Annotated in this window: 19 protein-coding genes and 1 pseudogene; 8 read left to right on the plus strand and 12 right to left on the minus strand. The window is 38.9% G+C overall.

Going from position 1 to position 20099, the window contains the following annotated elements:
* Positions 1-51: 51 nt before the first annotated feature.
* The 3 genes from MOF34_RS06680 to MOF34_RS06690 all read right to left on the minus strand — a co-directional run bounded on the left by MOF34_RS06680 (position 52) and on the right by MOF34_RS06690 (position 4140).
* Positions 52-2223, minus strand: coding sequence for an MMPL family transporter (locus MOF34_RS06680; RefSeq protein WP_268399308.1), 2172 nt, complete (start codon positions 2221-2223; stop codon positions 52-54).
* A gap of 119 nt (positions 2224-2342) precedes the next feature.
* On the minus strand, positions 2343-2984 hold the full coding sequence (locus MOF34_RS06685) for a response regulator transcription factor (protein WP_268399310.1): 642 nt from the start codon (positions 2982-2984) through the stop codon (positions 2343-2345).
* Positions 2977-4140, minus strand: a complete 1164-nt coding sequence (locus MOF34_RS06690) for a sensor histidine kinase (protein ID WP_419901024.1) — start codon at positions 4138-4140, stop codon at positions 2977-2979. Before MOF34_RS06690 ends, MOF34_RS06685 begins: the two co-directional genes overlap by 8 nt.
* Positions 4141-4470: 330 nt before the next feature.
* On the opposite strand from MOF34_RS06690, the gene MOF34_RS06695 reads away from it, so the two are divergent.
* The 3 genes from MOF34_RS06695 to MOF34_RS06705 all read left to right on the plus strand — a co-directional run bounded on the left by MOF34_RS06695 (position 4471) and on the right by MOF34_RS06705 (position 5346).
* Positions 4471-4641: a hypothetical protein gene (locus MOF34_RS06695; protein WP_268399313.1), complete on the plus strand. Its 171-nt coding sequence runs from the start codon at positions 4471-4473 to the stop codon at positions 4639-4641.
* The gene (locus MOF34_RS06700; RefSeq protein WP_080010242.1) at positions 4638-4817 is read left to right on the plus strand and encodes a hypothetical protein; all 180 of its coding nucleotides are present in this window, start codon (positions 4638-4640) and stop codon (positions 4815-4817) included. The genes MOF34_RS06695 and MOF34_RS06700 overlap by 4 nt, the downstream gene beginning before the upstream one ends.
* 85 nt (positions 4818-4902) lie before the next feature.
* Positions 4903-5346 carry a carboxymuconolactone decarboxylase family protein gene (locus MOF34_RS06705; RefSeq protein WP_268358381.1) on the plus strand — a complete coding sequence of 148 codons (444 nt, stop codon included), beginning with the start codon at positions 4903-4905 and terminating at the stop codon, positions 5344-5346.
* A gap of 39 nt (positions 5347-5385) precedes the next feature.
* On the opposite strand, the pseudogene MOF34_RS06710 reads toward MOF34_RS06705, so the two are convergent.
* The 5 genes and pseudogenes from MOF34_RS06710 to MOF34_RS06730 form a co-directional block, all read right to left on the minus strand.
* Positions 5386-5520, minus strand: a pseudogene (locus tag MOF34_RS06710) (GNAT family N-acetyltransferase); the annotation flags it as partial.
* Between the two features lie 215 nt (positions 5521-5735).
* Positions 5736-6155 carry an arsenate reductase (thioredoxin) gene (gene arsC / locus MOF34_RS06715; RefSeq protein WP_019713418.1) on the minus strand — a complete coding sequence of 140 codons (420 nt, stop codon included), beginning with the start codon at positions 6153-6155 and terminating at the stop codon, positions 5736-5738.
* A gap of 15 nt (positions 6156-6170) precedes the next feature.
* On the minus strand, positions 6171-7478 hold the full coding sequence (locus MOF34_RS06720; protein ID WP_268399316.1) for an arsenic transporter: 1308 nt from the start codon (positions 7476-7478) through the stop codon (positions 6171-6173).
* A gap of 12 nt (positions 7479-7490) precedes the next feature.
* Positions 7491-7805 (minus strand): ArsR/SmtB family transcription factor, encoded by a 315-nt coding sequence (locus tag MOF34_RS06725; RefSeq protein ID WP_032728046.1) that lies wholly within the window; start codon positions 7803-7805, stop codon positions 7491-7493.
* Positions 7806-8278: 473 nt separating this feature from the next.
* Entirely contained in the window at positions 8279-9151 is an 873-nt protein-coding gene (locus MOF34_RS06730) for a YitT family protein (RefSeq protein ID WP_268399319.1), read from the minus strand.
* A 655-nt stretch (positions 9152-9806) separates the two neighbouring features.
* Between MOF34_RS06730 and bslB the strand changes: the two genes are divergently transcribed.
* Complete coding sequence (gene bslB, locus MOF34_RS06735) at positions 9807-10331, plus strand: biofilm surface layer hydrophobin BslB (RefSeq protein WP_019713414.1); 525 nt, start codon at positions 9807-9809, stop codon at positions 10329-10331.
* Positions 10332-10631: 300 nt separating this feature from the next.
* Here bslB and MOF34_RS06740 read toward each other — a convergent pair whose 3' ends face one another.
* Complete coding sequence (locus MOF34_RS06740) at positions 10632-12020, minus strand: PLP-dependent aminotransferase family protein (RefSeq protein WP_268399377.1); 1389 nt, start codon at positions 12018-12020, stop codon at positions 10632-10634.
* 154 nt (positions 12021-12174) lie between these two features.
* On the opposite strand from MOF34_RS06740, the gene MOF34_RS06745 reads away from it, so the two are divergent.
* A complete protein-coding gene (locus tag MOF34_RS06745) occupies positions 12175-13041 on the plus strand; it encodes a DMT family transporter (RefSeq protein WP_268399322.1) in 867 nt (288 codons plus the stop codon).
* 140 nt (positions 13042-13181) lie between these two features.
* Here MOF34_RS06745 and MOF34_RS06750 read toward each other — a convergent pair whose 3' ends face one another.
* Positions 13182-13592, minus strand: coding sequence for an Lrp/AsnC family transcriptional regulator (locus tag MOF34_RS06750; RefSeq protein WP_268399325.1), 411 nt, complete (start codon positions 13590-13592; stop codon positions 13182-13184).
* A 257-nt stretch (positions 13593-13849) separates the two neighbouring features.
* Here MOF34_RS06750 and MOF34_RS06755 point away from each other — a divergent pair, with 257 nt between their 5' ends.
* Together MOF34_RS06755 and MOF34_RS06760 are read left to right on the plus strand one after the other, a co-directional pair.
* A complete protein-coding gene (locus tag MOF34_RS06755; RefSeq protein ID WP_268399327.1) occupies positions 13850-14611 on the plus strand; it encodes an MBL fold metallo-hydrolase in 762 nt (253 codons plus the stop codon).
* 795 nt (positions 14612-15406) lie between these two features.
* Positions 15407-16081 carry a hypothetical protein gene (locus tag MOF34_RS06760; protein WP_268399329.1) on the plus strand — a complete coding sequence of 225 codons (675 nt, stop codon included), beginning with the start codon at positions 15407-15409 and terminating at the stop codon, positions 16079-16081.
* 198 nt (positions 16082-16279) lie between these two features.
* On the opposite strand, the gene MOF34_RS06765 is transcribed toward MOF34_RS06760, so the two are convergent.
* Together MOF34_RS06765 and MOF34_RS06770 are read right to left on the minus strand one after the other, a co-directional pair.
* The gene (locus tag MOF34_RS06765; protein ID WP_268399332.1) at positions 16280-16873 is read right to left on the minus strand and encodes a YdeI/OmpD-associated family protein; all 594 of its coding nucleotides are present in this window, start codon (positions 16871-16873) and stop codon (positions 16280-16282) included.
* Positions 16874-17449: 576 nt separating this feature from the next.
* Positions 17450-17833 carry a hypothetical protein gene (locus MOF34_RS06770; RefSeq protein WP_268399334.1) on the minus strand — a complete coding sequence of 128 codons (384 nt, stop codon included), beginning with the start codon at positions 17831-17833 and terminating at the stop codon, positions 17450-17452.
* Between the two features lie 1112 nt (positions 17834-18945).
* Here MOF34_RS06770 and MOF34_RS06775 point away from each other — a divergent pair.
* Positions 18946-19839: a DMT family transporter gene (locus MOF34_RS06775; RefSeq protein ID WP_268399335.1), complete on the plus strand. Its 894-nt coding sequence runs from the start codon at positions 18946-18948 to the stop codon at positions 19837-19839.
* Positions 19840-20099: the final 260 nt, after the last annotated feature.

A 20099-nucleotide genomic window follows, 5' to 3' on the forward strand; every position in this document is an offset into this window, starting at 1 on the left:
GGGAATAAACGTTAAGCAAAAAAGCAGATCATAAAAGATCTGCTTTTTCTATTACATGATTTGTTTCTTTTGTTCATGATCTATTTCTGGCTGTATTTCCTTCGTGAGTTGATGCCCTTCTATGTCCACATTCGGAATGATCTTGTCAAGCCATTTTGGCAAATACCAGGCTGCATTCCCCATCAGCTTCATGACACTTGGAATCAGTGTCATTCGTACAATAAATGCATCAAAGAGCACACCAAAGGAAAGAGCCAACCCGTTGGCTTTTATAGAAGCTTCACCAGCAAAGATAAATCCTGCAAAAACGAATATCATGATCAGGCCGGCTGCGGTGACAACAGGACCGCTGTGTTTTAATCCAGCTTGAATCGCTTGTACTGGATTCTTTGTTTTTACATATTCTTCACGCATTCTGCTTACAAGGAATACTTGATAATCCATGGCTAATCCAAACAGTATTCCAATAGATAAAATCGGCAAGAACGCGAGTATCGGCCCTTTTTCAGGTATTTTCAAAAAGTCGATGAGATTACCGTCTTGTAAAACAAATACACAGGTTCCAAGTGTGGCTGTCATCGTCAAAATGAATCCTGCAACAGCAACTAGAGGCACAAGCAACGAACGGAATACGATTGTCAGCAAGACAAACGCAAAACCAACTATGAGTACAGCAAACACCGGTATCGCGTCATTAAGGCGGTCTGAAATATCAATATTCACTGCAGTCGATCCAGTAACGAGCAAATCTACCCCGTTTTTATCTGATAAGCTGCGTACATCCTTTACCAAATCCTTCGTTACCACATCATTTGGGCCTGTTGTTGGAACTACCGTAATGATGGCAAAGTTCCCTTCTTCATTAGGCCGTGCAGGAGTGACACTTGATACATGGTCTAGCTCCTTTATTTCTTTCACTGCATCTGCGAAGGCTTCCGCCTTATTTTCTGTCACACTTGTGGCATCCGCTACGATTGTTAATTGACCATTAAATCCTTCTCCAAAACCATCGGCAAGCAAGTCATAAGCCCGGCGATCTGGATTATCCTTCGCTTTCATCCCTGCATCAGGCAAGCCCAGCTCCAAATGCATCGACGGGATACTAATGACGAGCAAAATAAGAATGCTGCATACACTTAGCATGATAGGATTTTTTGTGACAAAGCGTCCCCAGACATTTGTTTCAGCGCTTTGATTTTCTTTTTTCTTGTTTGACTTCGGAACCATCCGTTTCCCCACTATCGACAAAACGGCAGGCACAAGCGTGATTGAAGCGAGAACAGCCAACAATACACTAAGCCCTGCTGTCAGCCCCATTGCAGACATAAAAGGAATGTTAACGACAGTCAATCCGCAAAGTGCGACGATCACAGTAAGTCCCGCAAAAACAACTGCACTTCCAGCTGTTCCTGTCGCTCTCGCAATTGATTCATTTTTTTGTGCGCCTTCGCCTAAAAACTGGCGGTGCTTCGTAAAAATAAATAAAGCATAATCTATCCCAACAGCAAGGCCAATCATTCCAGCTAATGAAAGGCTGACGGAAGCAATATCGAATACTTGTGTCCCAATCAACACCAGTCCAATACTTACACCTAAACCAATTAGCGCAGTTAAAATCGGCAAACCTGCTATTAATAAGGAGCCGAATGTAATGGCTAAAACGACAAAGGCCAAGATAATGCCGACAATTTCAGACACTCCGCCTATCTCCATCTCGGCTCCTGGTATATCTCCGCTTAGCTCCGTCTGCAAGCCCTCAGCATCAGCTATTTTCAAACTGTTTTTTACATGTTCGATAGAGTAATCTTTTATATCATCTGCTGAAGATTTATACGTAATATCAGCATAGGCAACTGTGCCATCTTTCGCGATTGTTCCTGTCACAAAAGGACTTGCAATCGAGTCTACGGAATCATCTTTATTGATTTCCTTAAACGTATTTTCGATTGCTTTTTTGGCTGACTCTGCAGTAAGTTTCTCTCCATCTTCAGCTCCGAAAATCACCCGTATGCTCCCTTTATCAGGACCGTGAGGAAATTCTTTTTGAATGACATCCATCGCTTTTTCCGAAGGTGTGTCAGGTATGGACATATCCTCAGAAAAACTTGGTTTTAACGTGATTGCAAGGCCTACCGAAGCAACTAACACAACGATCCACGCACATATTACTTTTATGCGATTGCGAGCAACCCATCCTCCTAATTTATATAACATTCTAGACATGATAATCTCCTTTCATCACATTGCTAGATAACATTCTTTGCTTTCTCATTGTAGTTGACAATGAAATAAAAAAAACGTACATTCGGGCATGTACGTTTGGGCAAATTTCAAATTTGATGTTATTTGTCTAATGTCAGAATACCTCTTTGCATGGCAATCGTCACGGCTTCAGTTCTTGAATTTGCGCCTAATTTATTGTAAATGGACGTTAACCTGGACTTTACTGTTCTCTCAGAGACGCCCAAATCATAGGCGATCGCTTTGCTTTTAAAACCTTTAGCAATTGCTTTTAGAACAATGACTTCCTTTTCTGTCAGCTGCGTATTACTGCCCTGCTTCTTCATCTGCTCCAATCGGATTTCTTGCAGACGTTTTAAGATATCTGGCTGCAATAGCACGTTTCCTCTTATTGCTGCATCCATTGTATGAAAAAGGGTTTTTGAACTCGTATCCTTCAATAGATATCCTTTCGCCCCTAATTCAATTCCTTCGATCATTAAGTGATCTTCATTATACGTAGTCAAAATAATGATGGGGATGTCATGTTTTTCTTTTATTAGTTTAATGGCTTCTAATCCGCTCATCTCTGGCATATACAAATCCATGAGAATAATATCCGGTTTTAATTCATTTGCTAGGCGGACTGCTGCTTTGCCATTTTCCGCCTCTCCTATGATGGTGTAGTGATCATTCGTTTCAATTAAAAGCTTCAGACCTTCCCTCACGACAAGGTGGTCATCAACGATTAAAACCTTATTCATCTTTCATCTCTCCTTGAATTGGTACAGTGATCTCAGTTTGTGTTCCTTTAGATTTTACACTCTTTATATTGAATTGGCCTTTCATTGCTCTGACGCGTTCTTCTATACCGAGAAGCCCATAATGTCCTCTCTTTTTCTTGCCCTTTTCAACATCAAATCCTTTCCCATTGTCCTTCACAGTTAAATAGAGCCTTCTCTTATCATCATCCCAGATAGATACCGAGACCGTTTCTGCTTCAGCATGCTTAGCTGCATTCGTTATGCATTCTCCAATGATGTAATAACAGTTTTCAGCTGTACGAACGTCTAACACCTGATGTAATCTGTAGTCTAAAAACACACCCATGCCTGTCGACTCTTGAAAATGATCCAATAGTGAAGTAATTCTTTCTTTTAAAAAACCGATTTCTTCTGATTTGCTGCGTAGATCGTCAATCGCTGAACGCGCATCCGCTAATGTACCTCTCACTCTTTTTATTGATTGTTGAATGATTTCTTTTGCTCTCTCTATATTGCCGTTGGCGAGATGAACATGAATCGCATCCAGCTGCATATTTAAACTGACTAGCCCTTGAGCAAGCGTATCGTGTAAGTCCCGGGCCATACGCTGTCTCTCGTTTTGCAGCGTCAGCTGTTCTACCTGCTGATGAGCCAGCTCCAGTCTTTCAAGAGTCAGCTGCGCTTTTATCTTTTCATCAACTTGGGAAAAAAATGTAGCGGCATAAGTAATAATCACGATCATAATAGGTACGGCAATGACAAGAAAATGCAAGTATTCACCTTTGTGAATCTGATTTGGCACATTGATTGACAGCAGAAGCAATAAATAAAGGATGAGGAAAGTCTTTCTTCTGTCTGCCATTCCTATAATCTGTCCAATCAAAAATGCATAAAGGCCAATGATGATCAGCACTAAGAAGCCAGTCATGAGATTAGCAAGTGTAAAAGTGATAAAACCTTGTACGACGAAATACAGAATCACCCTCTTCTTCACCCACCGATATGAGTGCCAATGCAGTAACACAAAAATTGCGATTAATATTGTAAACACATGAAGCAATAAAATGGACCAGCTCCCAGAAACAAATTGCAGCACGATAGAGGCTATGTAGATCATGAGAATAAATGCAAGTCCTGGAACTCTGAGGGCAAGCATATTTAATGCCCGCCTATCATGTGGGTAGTATTTTTCTTTGATAGAATTCTTTATCTGCAAACCTTATCCACTTCCTTTACCAGTTTAACCGAACAGAGACTAATGAAAATAGAACCCATTTCATTGAACGTGCAACATACATTTATCCAATCATTTTATAGGAAGAGATGGAACACAACAATACCAAGGTGCTGTGAACCATTAGATGTTCCCAACATACGAGCATTGCCCAAAGGTACATAAGCATTCTGCCTTTATGTACGTTTTATCTTTCCAACTTTACATTTAAAATAATGAGGAACTCACTATTCATTGAAGGAATGATCATCATTGAAATCGATTGATCTCACCATTTTATCATTAAAAAGAAAAGGAATTCGAACTGAGAAAGTGTTAAGAAATCAGTGCCTTGATCGATTAAGCAATGTGAACGAAGAAACAGACGAGCATAGAAACAAAAATGTTCAATCAAATAGAACGTGTAAAGAAAAAGAGGAATGAATATGTATTGGTTTATAGGTGTTTTTTTATATTTTCTAATTGGTACTTGTATATTCATTGGGGTCATTAGAGACAGTCACTCAGGTTCATGGATACTCCTTGCATTAGCAGCTCCTCTCATCATTGTTGGCTATCCTTACTTTTTTTCAAAGCAGCTTCTTGCCAAAAGATCGTGAAATAGACGCCATACAAACTGTACATTGGTAAAATAATCAATGCCGGGATACAATTTATGTATCTTAAGGAAAGGAGTCTTGCCTTATGAGTCAAAGAGTGTCCTACTATGATGTTGCACCTGAAGGTATGAAGATGATGATGGATATGGAGAAATACACGAAACAATCTTCAATTAACCGATTGACGAGGGAGCTAATTAAAATCAGAGTTTCTCAAATAAACGGGTGTGCTTTCTGCTTAGATATGCATACTTCTGATGCCCGCAAAATGGGGGAAACGGAACAGCGAATTTACTGCTTACCTGCTTGGAATGAATGTGATTTTTATTCACCTGAAGAGAAAGCAGCGCTCGAACTATCTGAACACATCACGCTCATTCCATCTAAAAGGGTTCCTGATGAGCTATATCATCGAGTGCGGGAACATTATGATGAAAAACAATATGTTGACCTAGTTCTCATCATCAATCAGATAAACAGTTGGAATCGCATCTCTATTGCAATGGGGAATCAAGCAACTTCAAGATAATGAGAAGGAGTAAGATTTTAACGAATCTTACTCCTTCTTTCTCATTATTGTTTTCATGACCCTATCCCATATATCGTTAGAAGAAAACAGGGTAAACCGTATTGTTGATTTCGCTTGTTCTTCATAATATCCTGCAATGAAATTATTAAAAGCTCGATTCCCTTGGTCTCCTGCAAACTGACAACTCCCTTCAAACAGCGTCTCCTTTAAGGTTCTGTTACCAACATCAATTTCCTCTGTCACAAGCCAAATAGCTTTCCTTTTAAGCGGACAGCTCACGTTTCACAGACAAGTTAAACCAAAAAAACAGGTGCCTGCGCTTAGCCCGCAGACACCTGTTGAACAACACATTTATATAAACCAAAGGAAAAGCTGAGTATATCTACTTTTTATTCCCCTGTTTCAGCAAACTGTTTTAAGCGTTCTCCAATTTCATCACGGACTCTTTGGAAGAATGCCCATTTTTCTTCGTCTGTTCCTTGTGCTTTTGCCGGATCATCAAATCCCCAATGCTCGCGTTTTACATGCGGCGGCGTCATTGGGCATTTGTCAGCTGCATCACCACAGAGAGTAACAACTAAATCAGCATTGTTTAAAATGTCCGGATCAATGATATCTGAAGTTTGATTGGAAATATCAATACCCACTTCTTTCATTGCTTTGACAGCATTAGGGTTTAATCCATGAGCCTCGATTCCTGCGCTGTACACGTTCCACTTGTCACCAAGGTATTCTTTTCCCCACCCTTCAGCCATTTGACTGCGGCAAGAATTTCCAGTGCATAAAAAATAGATTGTTTTCTTTGACATATTTATCTTCTCCTTTTAGAAACATGAATGGATGATCATCAGCCATAGATACAAGCCGACAAGTGTAATCAATAATGTTGGGATTGTCAGAATGATTCCTGTTTTAAAGTACGTGCCCCAGGAAATCTTCACACCTTTTTGTGAAAGGACATGGAGCCATAATAGTGTCGCCAAGGAACCAATTGGCGTGATTTTAGGTCCTAAATCTGAACCGATGACATTTGCATATATGAGCGCTTCTCTCATCACCCCATGTGTATCTGTGCCGGCAATAGCCAGTGCATCAATCATGACAGTTGGCATATTATTCATAATGGACGAAAGAATCGCCGCGATAAAGCCCATTCCAATTGTACCTGCGAACACCCCTTGGTCAGCGACGGCTTGAATCACATCTGAAAGGACATCTGTCAATCCAGCATTGCGGACACCATACACGACAACGTACATGCCAATGGAAAAGAACACGATAGCCCATGGTGCTCCTTTCAATACTTTCTTTGTCTGAACGGCTGGGCTCTTTTGTGCTGCAATTAAGAAAAAGATGGCAATGATACCCGCTACAACTGATACAGGAATAGAGAAAAATTCACTTGCAAAGTATCCCACTAACAGCAGGCCTAAGATATACCATGATAGTTTGAACATGTTTTGATCTTTTATGGCTTCAACAGGTTTTTTAACCTCTGTCAAATCATAACGTTTTGGTATGCTTTTTCTAAAGAAAAGGTAAAGTACAATGATACTCGCCAGTAACGAGAACAAGTTCGGGACAATCATTCTGGATGCATAATCAATAAACGTAATATGAAAATAATCTGCTGAAACGATGTTGACCAAATTGCTCACGACTAATGGAAGCGAAGTCGTATCTGCAATAAACCCGCTGGCAATGATAAAAGGAAAAACTAATTTTTCATTGAAATGTAATGCTCTGACCATCGCTAATACAATCGGTGTCAATATAAGTGCTGCACCGTCATTTGCAAAAAATGCAGCGACAATAGCTCCTAATATAGATACATAAACGAACATCCGCACACCGTTTCCTTTTGCAGCCTTCGCCATATGAAGCGCTGCCCATTCAAAGAAACCGATATTATCGAGGATTAACGATATAATAATGATGGCCACAAATGCCAATGTCGCATTCCAAACAATCCCTGTCACAGTTAAGACATCATGAAAATTGACAACTCCGGCTATTAGAGCTAAAACAGCGCCTCCACAGGCTGACCACCCTATAGACAAATTTCTCGGCTGCCATATGACCAAGACCAAAGTTACTAAAAATATCAATACCGCCAAAATGACTGAAGTCAATCTAATACCTCCTTACTGGCAAGACGATTGTGTTTCCTTCTGTTTGATGTGCTTTAACAATTCGTCATCCTGATCGATTTGAAGTAAAAGAAATTGCAATGTATCAAACTCAGGACATGAACTATTTATTGAATAATACCGCCATTGCCCTCTTCTATCCTCATTTAGAAATCCCGCATTCTTTAATTTTCGCAAATGCTGGCTTATGGCAGGCTGACTCATTTCAAACATATCAACCAATTGACAGACACAATACTCTTTTTCAAGAAATAATTTCATCATCACAAGCCTTGTTGGATCACTAAGTGTTTTTAAACAATGGGTCATCGCTGCAACGCCTATTTTTGAACCATTAATCAAATGACCCCCTCCTTCAAATCAATATATTGAAATCATAAAGATCAGCAATTCAATTCCTTAGATTACTCTGCCATTATATAAGTTTTTATTTATATAAACAATTGTTTATGTCGAATTAAAGATGAAATCTTCACTTTGTATATCCCTTAGCCATTACGGCATATAGCCGCTTTCATTTATTCCTCTATTATATAAACCAGGCAGTTTACAAAATGAAAAGAATCCTGTCCGATAAGAACAGGATTTTCACTATTGCCTTGGTCACTAATTCCATTAGTGCAATATTCAGCAAAGGAAGGCGGAAATGCAATGCCTACTATTTTGGCATATGCTTGGAACAGCTTTGCCAACTCACTTATTGAAAATAAGGATTGTCCGTAGAGAACATGACTGGTGTCATGTCTAATCTTCCGAGAGCTATCGTTAAAAAGATCATTTTTTTAATGATGATTGACTCTTCTAAAATTGCTGCCCTTCACTTCAGCTACGTCATAAACGGTAACAAACGCTGTTTTATCAATATCATTAATAATTTCCTTTAGTTTGGTTTCTTCTAAGCGGTTGATGACACATGTAATTTCTTTAAATTTCTCGTGGGAAAAACCCCCGTAAGCTTCTTTGTATGTGGCGCTTCGGCCTAATTGATCACGTATGGTCTCTACCATCAATTCAGGCTGAGTTGTAATAATTTGGAACATTTTAGAGCCGCTTAAGCCTTCCTCAACGACATGAATGACTTTTGATGCAATGTAGTAAGCGATAACCGAAAGTAATGCCCCTTGTAAGCCAAATACTACGGAAACAAAAATAAACACAAAAAGATTTAAGAATAGAATGAGATCGCTTGTTCCGAATGGCAGTTTTCGGGATAACAGCACAGCCAGCATATCAATTCCATCTAACGCGCCGCCATTTCGCAGCGCCAACCCCATTCCGAATCCTAGGATAATCCCGCCGACAACGGTAATTAACAAGGTATCTCCCTCAATGATAGCTGCTGTGTGGTGGAAAACACTTGTCCCCGCGGCGAGTGATATGATTCCGATAATAGATAATAGTGCAAAGCCTTTCCCAATTTGTTTATACCCTAACCAGACAAATGGAATGTTAATAACAGCAATTAAAATTCCCAGCGGTAGATTGAATAGTTGTGATCCAACAATGCTTAGACCTGTCACCCCTCCATCAGAGACACTGTTTGGGATTAAGACTGTTTCTAATCCATATGCCGCTATAATCCCACCAATGATAACCATAATGATTTGGAATATCATTTTTATTTTGAATTGCTTTTGTCTTTTTGTTGTATTCATGCGATACCTCGTTTCAAATATATAATCTTATTTTAAATATACCATACATTTATTTTTTATCTGAAGGATTCAACACGGATACCTTTTCACTAATTGTGGAATTTCTCTGATATCTTTCTGAAATGCATCAGCACATGCTTACAATATTGTATATTATGGTTTATCCGAATCCTAATTATGAAGGGCAGTCAATATTGACCCTTCAAATGCCCCATTCTTTCTAATTTTATTATCTGTGTTTTTATTTAATTTCCGTAATAATACAGTAGAAAATATTCAGCTAAGTTAATTTATTTGGTATATTTTCCCTACGTAAAGTAAAATTTCACTAAAAGACACTCTAATTGATATCAGATATCACCTCGCGCTGAATCTTTATACCCAACTAATAAACAAGGCTATTATCTTATTTTATGCTTTCTAAAGAGGTATTTCTTCTTCAAAAACAGGCATTTTGCACCTTTCGAATTTCATACGCATTACCAGAGAAATAAAAATTATAAAATTCCAAAAAAATAATTTACTTCCATAGAAAATAATGCTAGATTAATTTTAAGAAAAAGATAAGGTAATTCGCGAATTATGACAAACTACTCTTTTTCTGCAGAGGACGCTCTGACTAATTTCAACAGTGATCTTGAGGGGGAAAAATGTCATGTTAAAAAGAACTTCATTAATTTCTTCTTTATTCATCAGTTCAGCAGTCCTAGTTTCAGTCTTGTTTCCTGGACAAGCCAATGCGCAAGTGTCATTAGAAACAGGAGGACATGTAGAGGCTTCATCTAACACAGATTATCAAACGAATTTGCACGCATCTATCGAAGCAAAAACGATTGACAGCAGCACCGAATGGACAACTTCGGATATTGAAGTGACATATAAACCAAATGCTCTTCTCTCACTTGGTACTGTAGAATTTATTCTTCCTGAGGGCTTCCATGCGAATACAAGAGATTCCATTAACGGAAGAACACTTAAAGAAACTCAAATATTAAATAACGGGAAAAAAATTAGACTACCACTTACGCTTGACCTGTTATCAGCTACTGAATTCAAACTAGTCATGGTTCGCAAGACACTTCCGCGGGCAGGCTCTTATACTATTACAGCTGCTGTTACAAAAGGGCTAGAGTTGGGCAGCACATCTGCTGAAACACAGGTGGTTATTAACCCCCGTTAATCTTTTCTTACGTGATTCCGTTTTCCTAAAGGGTAACATTCATTTGTTGCCCTTTTTTATTATTACATCAAAAGCATACCACGGTTGCTACCAACTGTAGTATAAGCTTTTAAACCCCACGCATGCCAGCCAATCTCAGTTCCGCGAGAACCGTGTTCATTAAATTCTACGCTACTTGAAGCAGTATTATTTTATTTTTATAGTTATTGTAACAAAATAATTCGATGTGAAAAGATTTCTAATCAATACATAAAAAGAGGGCCATTAACGTTCCTCCTGAATAAAGTAGCTGAAAGCTCCTTATATCTCCCAAGCAACTCTCAGTTTTTTGATGCCTTCTCGTATGTTGAATTCAGAAACCCCCGCAAATCCAAGTGAGACCGTTTTTGTAGGAGGATGGTCTTTGTAGGAAAGAGATACAGGATAAATTTTCACTCCATATTCCTTTGCCTTCTCAATTAAATCTTTTTCACTAAATGGCAAATAAACGTCAAGTAAGATGCGAAGTCCAGAGTTTTCTCCGCGAATTCTGACATACTCCCCCAATTCTTTTTGCACTGTTTCTAGTAAGATGGCTCTTTTTTTACGGTAAAGCTTTCTCATCCTGTTGATGTGTTTTTGCCACTCTCCATTTTTTATAAAGTCGGCTAGCGTGAGCTGACTGTGGCAGGACACCGTTTGCTTATATAAGGACGTGATCTCATGGCCTTTTTTTATAAGAGGCGAAGGAAGAACCATATAGCTGATACGCAGCGAGGGAAGAAGAGACTTAGAAAAAGTGCCCATATAAATGACACGATGATGCTGGTCAAGCCCTTGCAAGGATGGGACCGGCTGTCCTGTGTATCTAAATTCCCCGTCATAATCGTCCTCTATGATGAATGATTGATTTTCAGCCGCCCATTTGAGCAGTTCAATTCTTCTGTTAATCGTCATAATGGTTCCCAGCGTAAATTGGTGAGAAGGCGTGACATATACAAGGTGTGGCTGCTGTTCTTTAATCTTCTGTATACAGATTCCTTCATCATCGACTGGTATAGGAAGAATATTCATACGATTGGCTTCAAAAATCCTGCGTGCTCTTGGATAACCTGGGTCCTCATATCCTATCAAAATATTCGGCTCAAAAACCTGGCACAGGATTTGCAGGAGAATAGGGTTCCCGGCAGCTATGATGACTTGTTCAGGGGCACAATGAACACCGCGTGATTGATACAGGTACTCTGTAATGAGCGTTCTCAGCTCAAACTCTCCTAAAACATGTCCCGGCCGATAAAGCTCGTGGCCATATTGGTCTAAACTATTAACCATGCTTCTTCTCCATGCGGAAAAAGGGAAGTAAGAAGAATCTACATTTCCATAATGAAAATCAATCCATTGTGTAAGCTCTTGTGCTTTTTCTTTACTTGGTGCGCTTGGTATTTTACGATAGGCAAAATCAGAATCATGATAATCAGCAAACCAACCGCTTCTTGGCTTGCTCACGATATAGCCTTCAGCAGCCAGTTGTTCATAGGCACGTTCTACAGTCGTTTGACTGATGGAAAGCTGACTCGCCAGGAGTCTTTTTGAAGGGAGCTTCATTCCTTTTTGAATACGCCCCTGATGCATGTTTTCTTTGAAATAGCGGTAAAGCTGCTGATAAAGCGGAATATCCAGATTTCTATTCAAAAAAGGCGTGACATCCATTTGCACGTTGTTCTCCTAACTGGTATGCATTTTTTTATGAAAACTGGCTGTTTATAAAAGGCCAATTCCAGTTTATAGTCATTGTAATCCTTAGATACTGGTTTTGTTAAGAAAATCCAGATCATTAAAAAGACAAATATTTGGGGTGATTGCAATGAACAAAACTACAAATGGCTGGATAAATGGTTTTATAGGCGTACTTATTTTCAGTGGCTCGCTGCCTGCAACCCGTTTAGCTGTGTCGGACTTCGACCCGTTGTTCCTCACCGTATGCCGTGCTGCGATCGCTGGTATATTGGCTGGAGGTCTCCTTCTCATCTTCCGGCAGCAACATCCTGCCAAAAGAGACATCATTTCACTACTGGTGGTAGCATTCGGCGTGGTGATCGGTTTCCCGTTGCTGACAGCCTTAGCGCTTCAGTATGTCACATCTGCACATGCCATTGTCTTCGTTGGGCTACTACCTCTTGCGACGGCGATCTTCGGCGTCCTGCGCGGAGGCGAACGCCCCCGCCCAGTCTTCTGGATATTCTCAGCGGCTGGCAGCTTACTAGTAGCAGGATTCGCTCTGATCCAAGGAGGAGGATCATCCCCGATCGGCGACGCATACATGCTGGCTTCTATCGTCGTATGCGGTCTTGGTTATGCAGAAGGGGCTAGGCTTTCACGGCGTCTGGGGAATTGGCAGGTAATCTCTTGGGCTCTTGTTCTATCGCTACCTCTTATGCTGCCTTTGTCGTTCTTTTTTACACCGGACTCATGGTCAGGCATTGGCGTTCCTGCGCTGCTCAGTCTGCTTGCCTATGTATCCTTATTCAGCATGCTGATCGGCTTCGTGTTCTGGTATCGAGGTCTTGCCCAAGGCGGAATTGCGGCGGTTGGGCAGCTGCAGCTTCTCCAGCCCTTCTTTGGACTGTTGCTTGCGTCAGTGCTTCTGCACGAGAAGGTGGGCTGGACACTCGTTGCAGTGAATATCGCTGTTATCGTGTGCGTGGCTGCTGCTCGGCGATTTGCAAAGTAAGGCAAACCTTTAGAGTAAACTTCAAAAATACATGAAGGCATAAAAATACCAAGGGCCAGCAACCCTTGGTATCACTCATGAGAGGACTTGATCCCCACAGGTTATCCCCGCTTAGCCCTTATAAAAGTGAAAAGGGTCTTTTATTTGTTAATCACAATCGATAATTTATAATTGACATGCTTGTTTAATTCCACTAAAAATTGATCTAATATTTCATTAGACGGAAATTTGCATTCAAGAAGATAACAGCCATCCCCGCTAATTTTATAATTATTGATGACATATTTGTCTTGTGTTTTGATAAATGACAGATATGGCTGATGATGGGTGCTTTTAGTATAGATATTAAGCAAAGCATGTATATAACACCCTAATTTCACTTGGTTCACTTTGATTGTGTATCCCTCAATTACCCCGTTATCTTCTAATTTGGCAACCCTTAAGGCAGCTGCTTGCCCTGTTAAATGAACTTTCTCGCCTAGTTCCTTCATCGTAATACGGCTATTTTTAGATAACTCTTCTAGTATTTGCATGTCTGTGTGATCCAACATGAAATCAAATCCCTTCAATATCCAATTAAAAAAATCATCCTGTTTCATCATCTTTCTATAAAGGCGCAATCCAGCACATGACTTTTCAATCCGCTTTTTTTAATGTACCCCTATTCTACCTTAGTGACAATTTATACAAGATAAAATACATATTTTCAAAAATCAAGTCAATCGACAAAAAGACTTGGTTTGTTCCATGTATTTATTCAGCGGCTACATGTAAACTATACGCATATTAAAGAAAAGGAGTACTATACATGAACATTCAACAAATTCGTAATGCGACACTTGTTATCAAATATGCAGGCAAAACGTTTTTAATAGATCCAATGTTAGCTGAGAAAGGTGCTTATCCTCCATTCCCAAATGCGCCAAGGCAGGATCAAAACAATCCTTTGGTTGATTTGCCGACTTCTGCCGACAATATTATTCATCATATTGATGCTGTCATTGTCACTCATTTACATGATGATCATTGGGATAAGGCAGCTAAAGACTTATTGCCAAAAGATATCAAGCTGTTCTCACAAAATGGAGAAGATGCTAAAGAAATACGAAATGCCGGTTTCAAAAATGTCGAAGTGTTAACAAAAGACACAGTCTTTGAAGGCATTCAATTAATCAAAACCAAAGGCGAACACGGAAGAGGAGAAATATTAAAACTTACAGGGCTTGTATGCGGTGTTGTGTTCAAACACGAAAGTGAGAAAACGTTATATATCGCCGGAGATACAGTCTGGTATGATGCGGTTCAAGAAGAGATTGAAACACATCAGCCGGACATCATTGTAGTGAACGGCGGCGATAATCAATTCTATGAAGGCGGTTCTCTCGTCATGGGTAAAGAAGATATCTATGAAACGTATAAGGCTGCTCCAAACGCAAAAATCATCGTAAGCCACATGGAAGCTGTAAACCATTGGGGATTATCAAGAGAAGAATTAAAATTGTTTATTAATGAAAAAGGAATCCCCTCTCATGTCTTAGTGCCTGATGATGGCGAATCATATTCATTTTAAATGTTTATTTAAGGACAGGGGGCATAATGTCCGTTGAACAAGAACAGTGCGATGCCCTATTAAAGACTTTGTATTCGACCCGCAATTAGATACACCGTTTCCAGATGTAGAAGGTTTATTAGATTCTGAAAAAAACTTTGATGCTTTCCCGGATTTTTAAAAAGTTGATTCAAGCGATGATTGCTGAAGGTGAACCTTGTAGCTGTCTATTTTATATTTGAAGGTAAACATACAGGAATTCCATTTGCCGGACCTGCAACGGGGAAATCCGTTACGTTTTCTCTTATGATGTTGCGTATTTCTGACGGTAACATATAGACCACATGTGGGGGAGCATGACATTCTCCGTCAGCTTGGCGTTTCTGCCTGAAAAAGCTAGTGAGAGAAATAAAAAATCATTTTACTTAGTGATCAAGCAATGCTTGGTCTCTTTTTTTATATCCTATCCCACTCGTACCAAAACTTTGAAGTTCATACACTGACTCCTAATGTTGCACTAGCTACATGTCAAATTATTGATGAAACAAGAAAACAACAAACATTGCACAGCTCTATATGGTAGTTCCTTGATGAAATATGGCAACTCTTTCATCAAGGAACAAAAACGAATTAAGGTTGGTTATTCTAATAGAGTTGCTGCCACTTCCTGCGATGCCTCCGTAACATGGACAAGATTGATCCAAAAACGGTTCTTTTTTTAACAAATTTCAAAAGATCATCACTATTACATGGTAATATTTAGATGAATGACTTTTATATGAAGCTGAAAGCTAGTTGATGGAGAGGAATGAAAGAATGAGGAAACTCGGAAAGATATTTTACTGCCTTGCTGCCTTGCTGCTGATCGCCTTATTGCTTGCTGGATGTACGGGCAGTAAGAACGAAGAATCAAAACAATCTTCGGAAACTGATTCTGCTGTACAATCTGAAGAAAATCATAATAAGACCGAAGACAGCAACAAAATAGGCAAAGATCAATCAGAGCCAACAACAGCATCAGAAGAATCCGCAATGGATGAATCAAGCGAAATCTCTTCAGAAGAAGTTAGAAACGAGGAGAAAGGCGAAGAAGACAATGTATTGTCAGCGTATTCTTCTGAGAAAATCGAATATGCCCGGGTTTGGCTGCAGCTTGGACCAAATCAAGAGATAGATGAATTGAATGTTCGACACATTTCAGCTGGCGAACTGATCAATCCTAATGATGACACAAGTGCCAGCTATCCAGAAGATGTGATCCAGTTAGCAGGTTCTCGATTAGTGGATGGATCAGTCACTTATCATGGAAATGGAGATGGCACGATTCATGTATACAATGTCCCTTTACGTTGGGATTCCGCCGATGATTTAGATCAAGGCGTCATGCAGGAAGTGACTGAGAATATCATTAAAAATGCAAAAAAGGTATACGTTGATCCAGGCGACAATGAAAAAATCAAGCGACTCATTGACATTATGATGATTCATTAATCAGTAAACAGCGGATAACGCATATAACTTCATTTATTGATATTGGGCCTTGATTAACTTTTAATTAAGGCTCTTTTTACACATTGCTCGACATCTCAGCGTATCATTTTTTCAATACACACACTCATTTTTGCTTCGTTCAAATCTTTTTTGTTTTTAGGAATACGAAGCATTTTGAGTAGTTCGAAAGGAAAATTACTAATCCTTTAATCCCTTTCCATCGAGAATTTTTTGCACATATTTTTCAACCCTCGCCTCTCGGGTTTTGGATTGTTTGGCTTGAGAAAAGTGAAGAATGTATGCTCTTTGCCGCCCTGGAGTCAATGCTTCAAAAGCTGTTTTCAAGGCAGAAATTTCATCGAATTTATTTTGAAGTTCTTCAGGAATTTTATATTCTGTCTTCTTTTTTAAATCCACTTCCAACCCGGCTTTTTCAACTTCAATGGCTTCATGAATATAGGCTTTCAAAATCGTTTCCATTTCATCAATTTCTTGAACATTGGTGAAACGTATCTGGCGTGCCGCCTGTACATTCTCCGTTTGTTGAATGAGAATCCCGTGGGTATCCTGTAACAAGGTGCCTTTATGAAACAGAAGCGCACAATATTCTTTAAATCCATGTATTAAAACGATGTTCTTATTATTATGCGTGTAACAAGGATGCTTCCACTTCAATTCTTCGGTCAGCTCACAGTCAAGAACGATAGCTCTCAACTTCTCATATTCACCCTTCCACTTTTTCACTTTACTTACAAATTCATCAACCTTAGGATTCGTTTTGTTATTTGTCATCAGAAACTCCTTCTTTCCGAGCAGTTTGCTTTTTCTTTTAGCTGGATACTAAAAACAGGTTCATAGGCTTGGTCGTACATTCCCTCTCCATTTTTTAATAACACTCTTGATTTTTCTCGTTCGCCATCCCTTATCCCTGCCTTGTCAATTTTATTTTTGACATCACGCTATTTGTTTTATTCCTATATTATTTACTCAATAGATTACGATTAAGGTGAAGAATATGCAATAACAAAAGAAAGGCTTAGACGAGCTTCAATAAAAACGACAATTGGTTTTTATGGACACTTTTTCCCAAAGGAACTGCTGACTGATTAGTGGACTTTCTTTAGGTAAAAGGGAAATTTGTGGGCTGTTGACATTTTTCTCGTCGAAATACATCTCCTGTTTTATAATAAATGTTATGCCCCCGATACTTTGCTTTCCGAGTGTCTCACCCAAAAGCAAGCATCAGCATCAAGGGCTATATCTATGTCCACAACATCAAAACCTACAAAAAAGAAGACCTCTTTCCTCGAAATTAGGGATAAAGCCTTCTAACCTAGTTTTATGATTTCATTGTCACTGTGGCAGTAACTATTGTATGATTTTACCTTCTTTATGCCTGCCAATTAACAAGGTTCCTACAACACTAGCTATGCTAACTAAAGTTCCTGCAACAGAAACAAGAATTGTCAAAAAGCCATTGGGAATAAGAAATCCAATTGGAATAAGCCCCATAAAAGTTAAAACGATAAAACATTGATATACTCCTGACACTATTCTTACAACCAAGTTTCCAAAAAAGGACATGGCTAAAGGAGGGATAAATAAAAATATAACAATCCCAACTGATATCATTAAAATAATAGGCTCATCAAATGAAATGACATGTTCTCCAGGTGAATCTTTACCAGCTACTAGTAAAACAATGATAGACATAATTAATGTTAGAAAAATCAAAGAAAACCTTTTTAACAACGTGATAACTCCTTTTTAAATGTACTAAAAACGGGCATCCTGCTTTTTTTCAATTTCCATAACCCATTTTATGTGATTTACTGCAGAGTATGAGTGCAATTCTATTCTTCACTGAGCTTCTAGTGAATGAAGTATTTTTCGCTTACTTTCATTATTCAAGCAATATCAATTCTTTTACGTTAGCCTCCACTGAAACCTTTATCTAACATTATAACAATTTAATGGAATTTACAATTATAACTTGCAGCACTGCTAGATCAATAGGAGCTAAAAGAATGTCAAAACAAACCACTGAATCATTTCACAGGTCTTGTAGATGTTTAAAAAACCTGTACAGGTGAAGTACTTATTTTATTTCATATGTGTGATCCCGCATAACTGTGCACGAAATATCCGGCAGATAATATTTCCCTCCTGTCTTGTTAAAGGAGGTCAAATAAATGGAAGCCACAACGAAACAGAATCCAGATAACTTCTCGCAGCCGGAAGTTCCTGCCTGAACGTGGGCTGTATTCGAAAGAATTGAAGGTCCTTTACGGATGGGGTCTCTTCCCTCTAAGCGGGCAGTAACAATGCAAAAATAATCATAAAAAATACCAAAGGTCTTCAACCCTTGGTATCATTGATGCGGCTGAGATGACTTAAACCTCAAGAGGCTATTACCCACTAGGCCTCAATAAAAGTTGAAGCTTATTGTCAAATACAGAAGCCTGTTAATTATATTCATTAATTTATATTGATAAGTCTATCTGTTTCATATAAACATACGACGCTTTAAAGAAAACTCTGCTCTATCTCATCCTCAACCCGATATCACTTAGTCACAGCTTCTACTTCTTATTCTATGAAACATTCGTATCTTTCAAGAAAAGGTTTCATGTATAATCTATTTAGAACCACTTCTTCGTAATATCTTACTTCTAAAAATACAATAAATTGGGGGATTAACATGCTACTCTCAGATACAAACCTAAACACTTGGAAGCCATTTTCGACATCACCGCCACCGCCGTTTACTCCAGCTGTTGAATCAGCAATGAATAAGCTTATATTTAAAACAGATTAAGAATCTGCGAAATATAAGCTGTTTCGCAGATTCGAAGGAGTAGACAATGAAATCTAAGATACAGTTTATATTATCAATGATCATTTTTGGCACAATGGGTTTAGTCGTGAGATACATTGATTTATCTTCGAGTGAAACAGCTTTACTAAGCAGTTCAATTGGCTGTCTATTTTTAATGTTCGTGTTTTTTATGATGAAGAAAGCCATTCCGTGGAAATTGGTAAAAGCTAATGCTTACATCTTATTTCTTTCTGGCATTGCATTAGGAGGAAATTGGATTTTTCTTTATCAAGCGTACGATCATACAACACTTACTAATGCAACACTAGGGTATTACTTCGCACCTGTGTTTGTCATGATTCTCTCACCGGTGGTCCTTAAGGAACAATTACCTATCAAAAAATTGGTTTGTATTGGTGTAGCGATCATAGGCATGTTATTGATTGTTGGAAACGGCATAAGTGCATCTGGAACAGAGGATCTACTTGGAATCTTTTTCGGGTTAGTCGCGGCTGCATGTTACGCTGCATTGATGTTACTCAATAAATTTATTCACCGCATGGGCAGGTTAGAGATTACAATCATCCAACTTGGAATAACAGCATTACTGCTCTTGCCATATGTTTTTTTCTCAGAAGGATTCGGTATCTTTGGGGTATCTAACTCATCCGTTCCTTTTATCATCATTTTAGGCATTGTAAACACTGGTATAGGATTTTGGTTATTCTTCTCGGGTATGCAAAGATTAAAAGGACAGAGTATTGCTATGCTAAGCTATGTCGATCCATTTGTAGCTATATTAATTTCTGCAATGATCCTACAAGAACAAATGACCATTGTTCAACTGCTAGGTGGCACACTCCTTTTAGGCTCAACATTTGTTAGCGAGATTAAATCATTCAAATTTTCAAAACGACTAAAGAAATTATCACCTAAGTAACGTACAAACCAGTGGGTAGCATTCATTTCCCACTGGTCTTTTGCAGCTTTTTTCTCCTATAAAAAATTTGGCTTTAGCTATTGACAAACGCCATGTTTATAAAAGTAATTATTTCTAAACTTCACTCAAAGTGATGCTTACCATTTTGTACATGTTCTTGGTTGACTAACCTCAGGATCACAACTTGAATTTGGTGCCAAGTTATGAACTCCTAAAGAAGATTTAACAACTCATTTCAATCTACGTTAATTTGTCGAAGC

Source organism: Bacillus sp. T17B1, assembly GCF_026796395.1.
GTDB classification, from domain to species: domain Bacteria; phylum Bacillota; class Bacilli; order Bacillales; family Bacillaceae; genus Bacillus; species Bacillus spizizenii_A.

Excerpts from the sequence above, each read along its gene's own strand:
- MOF34_RS06680 (WP_268399308.1), bottom strand. The coding sequence starts at position 2,223 with ATGTCTAGAATGTTATATAAATTAGGAGGATGGGTTGCTCGCAATCGC.
- MOF34_RS06685 (WP_268399310.1), bottom strand. The coding sequence starts at position 2,984 with ATGAATAAGGTTTTAATCGTTGATGACCACCTTGTCGTGAGGGAAGGT.
- MOF34_RS06690 (WP_419901024.1), bottom strand. The coding sequence starts at position 4,140 with ATGCTTGCCCTCAGAGTTCCAGGACTTGCATTTATTCTCATGATCTAC.
- MOF34_RS06700 (WP_080010242.1), top strand. The coding sequence starts at position 4,638 with ATGAATATGTATTGGTTTATAGGTGTTTTTTTATATTTTCTAATTGGT.
- MOF34_RS06705 (WP_268358381.1), top strand. The coding sequence starts at position 4,903 with ATGAGTCAAAGAGTGTCCTACTATGATGTTGCACCTGAAGGTATGAAG.
- arsC (WP_019713418.1), bottom strand. The coding sequence starts at position 6,155 with ATGTCAAAGAAAACAATCTATTTTTTATGCACTGGAAATTCTTGCCGC.
- MOF34_RS06725 (WP_032728046.1), bottom strand. The coding sequence starts at position 7,805 with ATGACCCATTGTTTAAAAACACTTAGTGATCCAACAAGGCTTGTGATG.
- MOF34_RS06730 (WP_268399319.1), bottom strand. The coding sequence starts at position 9,151 with ATGAATACAACAAAAAGACAAAAGCAATTCAAAATAAAAATGATATTC.
- bslB (WP_019713414.1), top strand. The coding sequence starts at position 9,807 with ATGTTAAAAAGAACTTCATTAATTTCTTCTTTATTCATCAGTTCAGCA.
- MOF34_RS06740 (WP_268399377.1), bottom strand. The coding sequence starts at position 12,020 with ATGGATGTCACGCCTTTTTTGAATAGAAATCTGGATATTCCGCTTTAT.
- MOF34_RS06745 (WP_268399322.1), top strand. The coding sequence starts at position 12,175 with ATGAACAAAACTACAAATGGCTGGATAAATGGTTTTATAGGCGTACTT.
- MOF34_RS06750 (WP_268399325.1), bottom strand. The coding sequence starts at position 13,592 with ATGTTGGATCACACAGACATGCAAATACTAGAAGAGTTATCTAAAAAT.
- MOF34_RS06755 (WP_268399327.1), top strand. The coding sequence starts at position 13,850 with ATGAACATTCAACAAATTCGTAATGCGACACTTGTTATCAAATATGCA.
- MOF34_RS06760 (WP_268399329.1), top strand. The coding sequence starts at position 15,407 with ATGAGGAAACTCGGAAAGATATTTTACTGCCTTGCTGCCTTGCTGCTG.
- MOF34_RS06765 (WP_268399332.1), bottom strand. The coding sequence starts at position 16,873 with ATGACAAATAACAAAACGAATCCTAAGGTTGATGAATTTGTAAGTAAA.
- MOF34_RS06775 (WP_268399335.1), top strand. The coding sequence starts at position 18,946 with ATGAAATCTAAGATACAGTTTATATTATCAATGATCATTTTTGGCACA.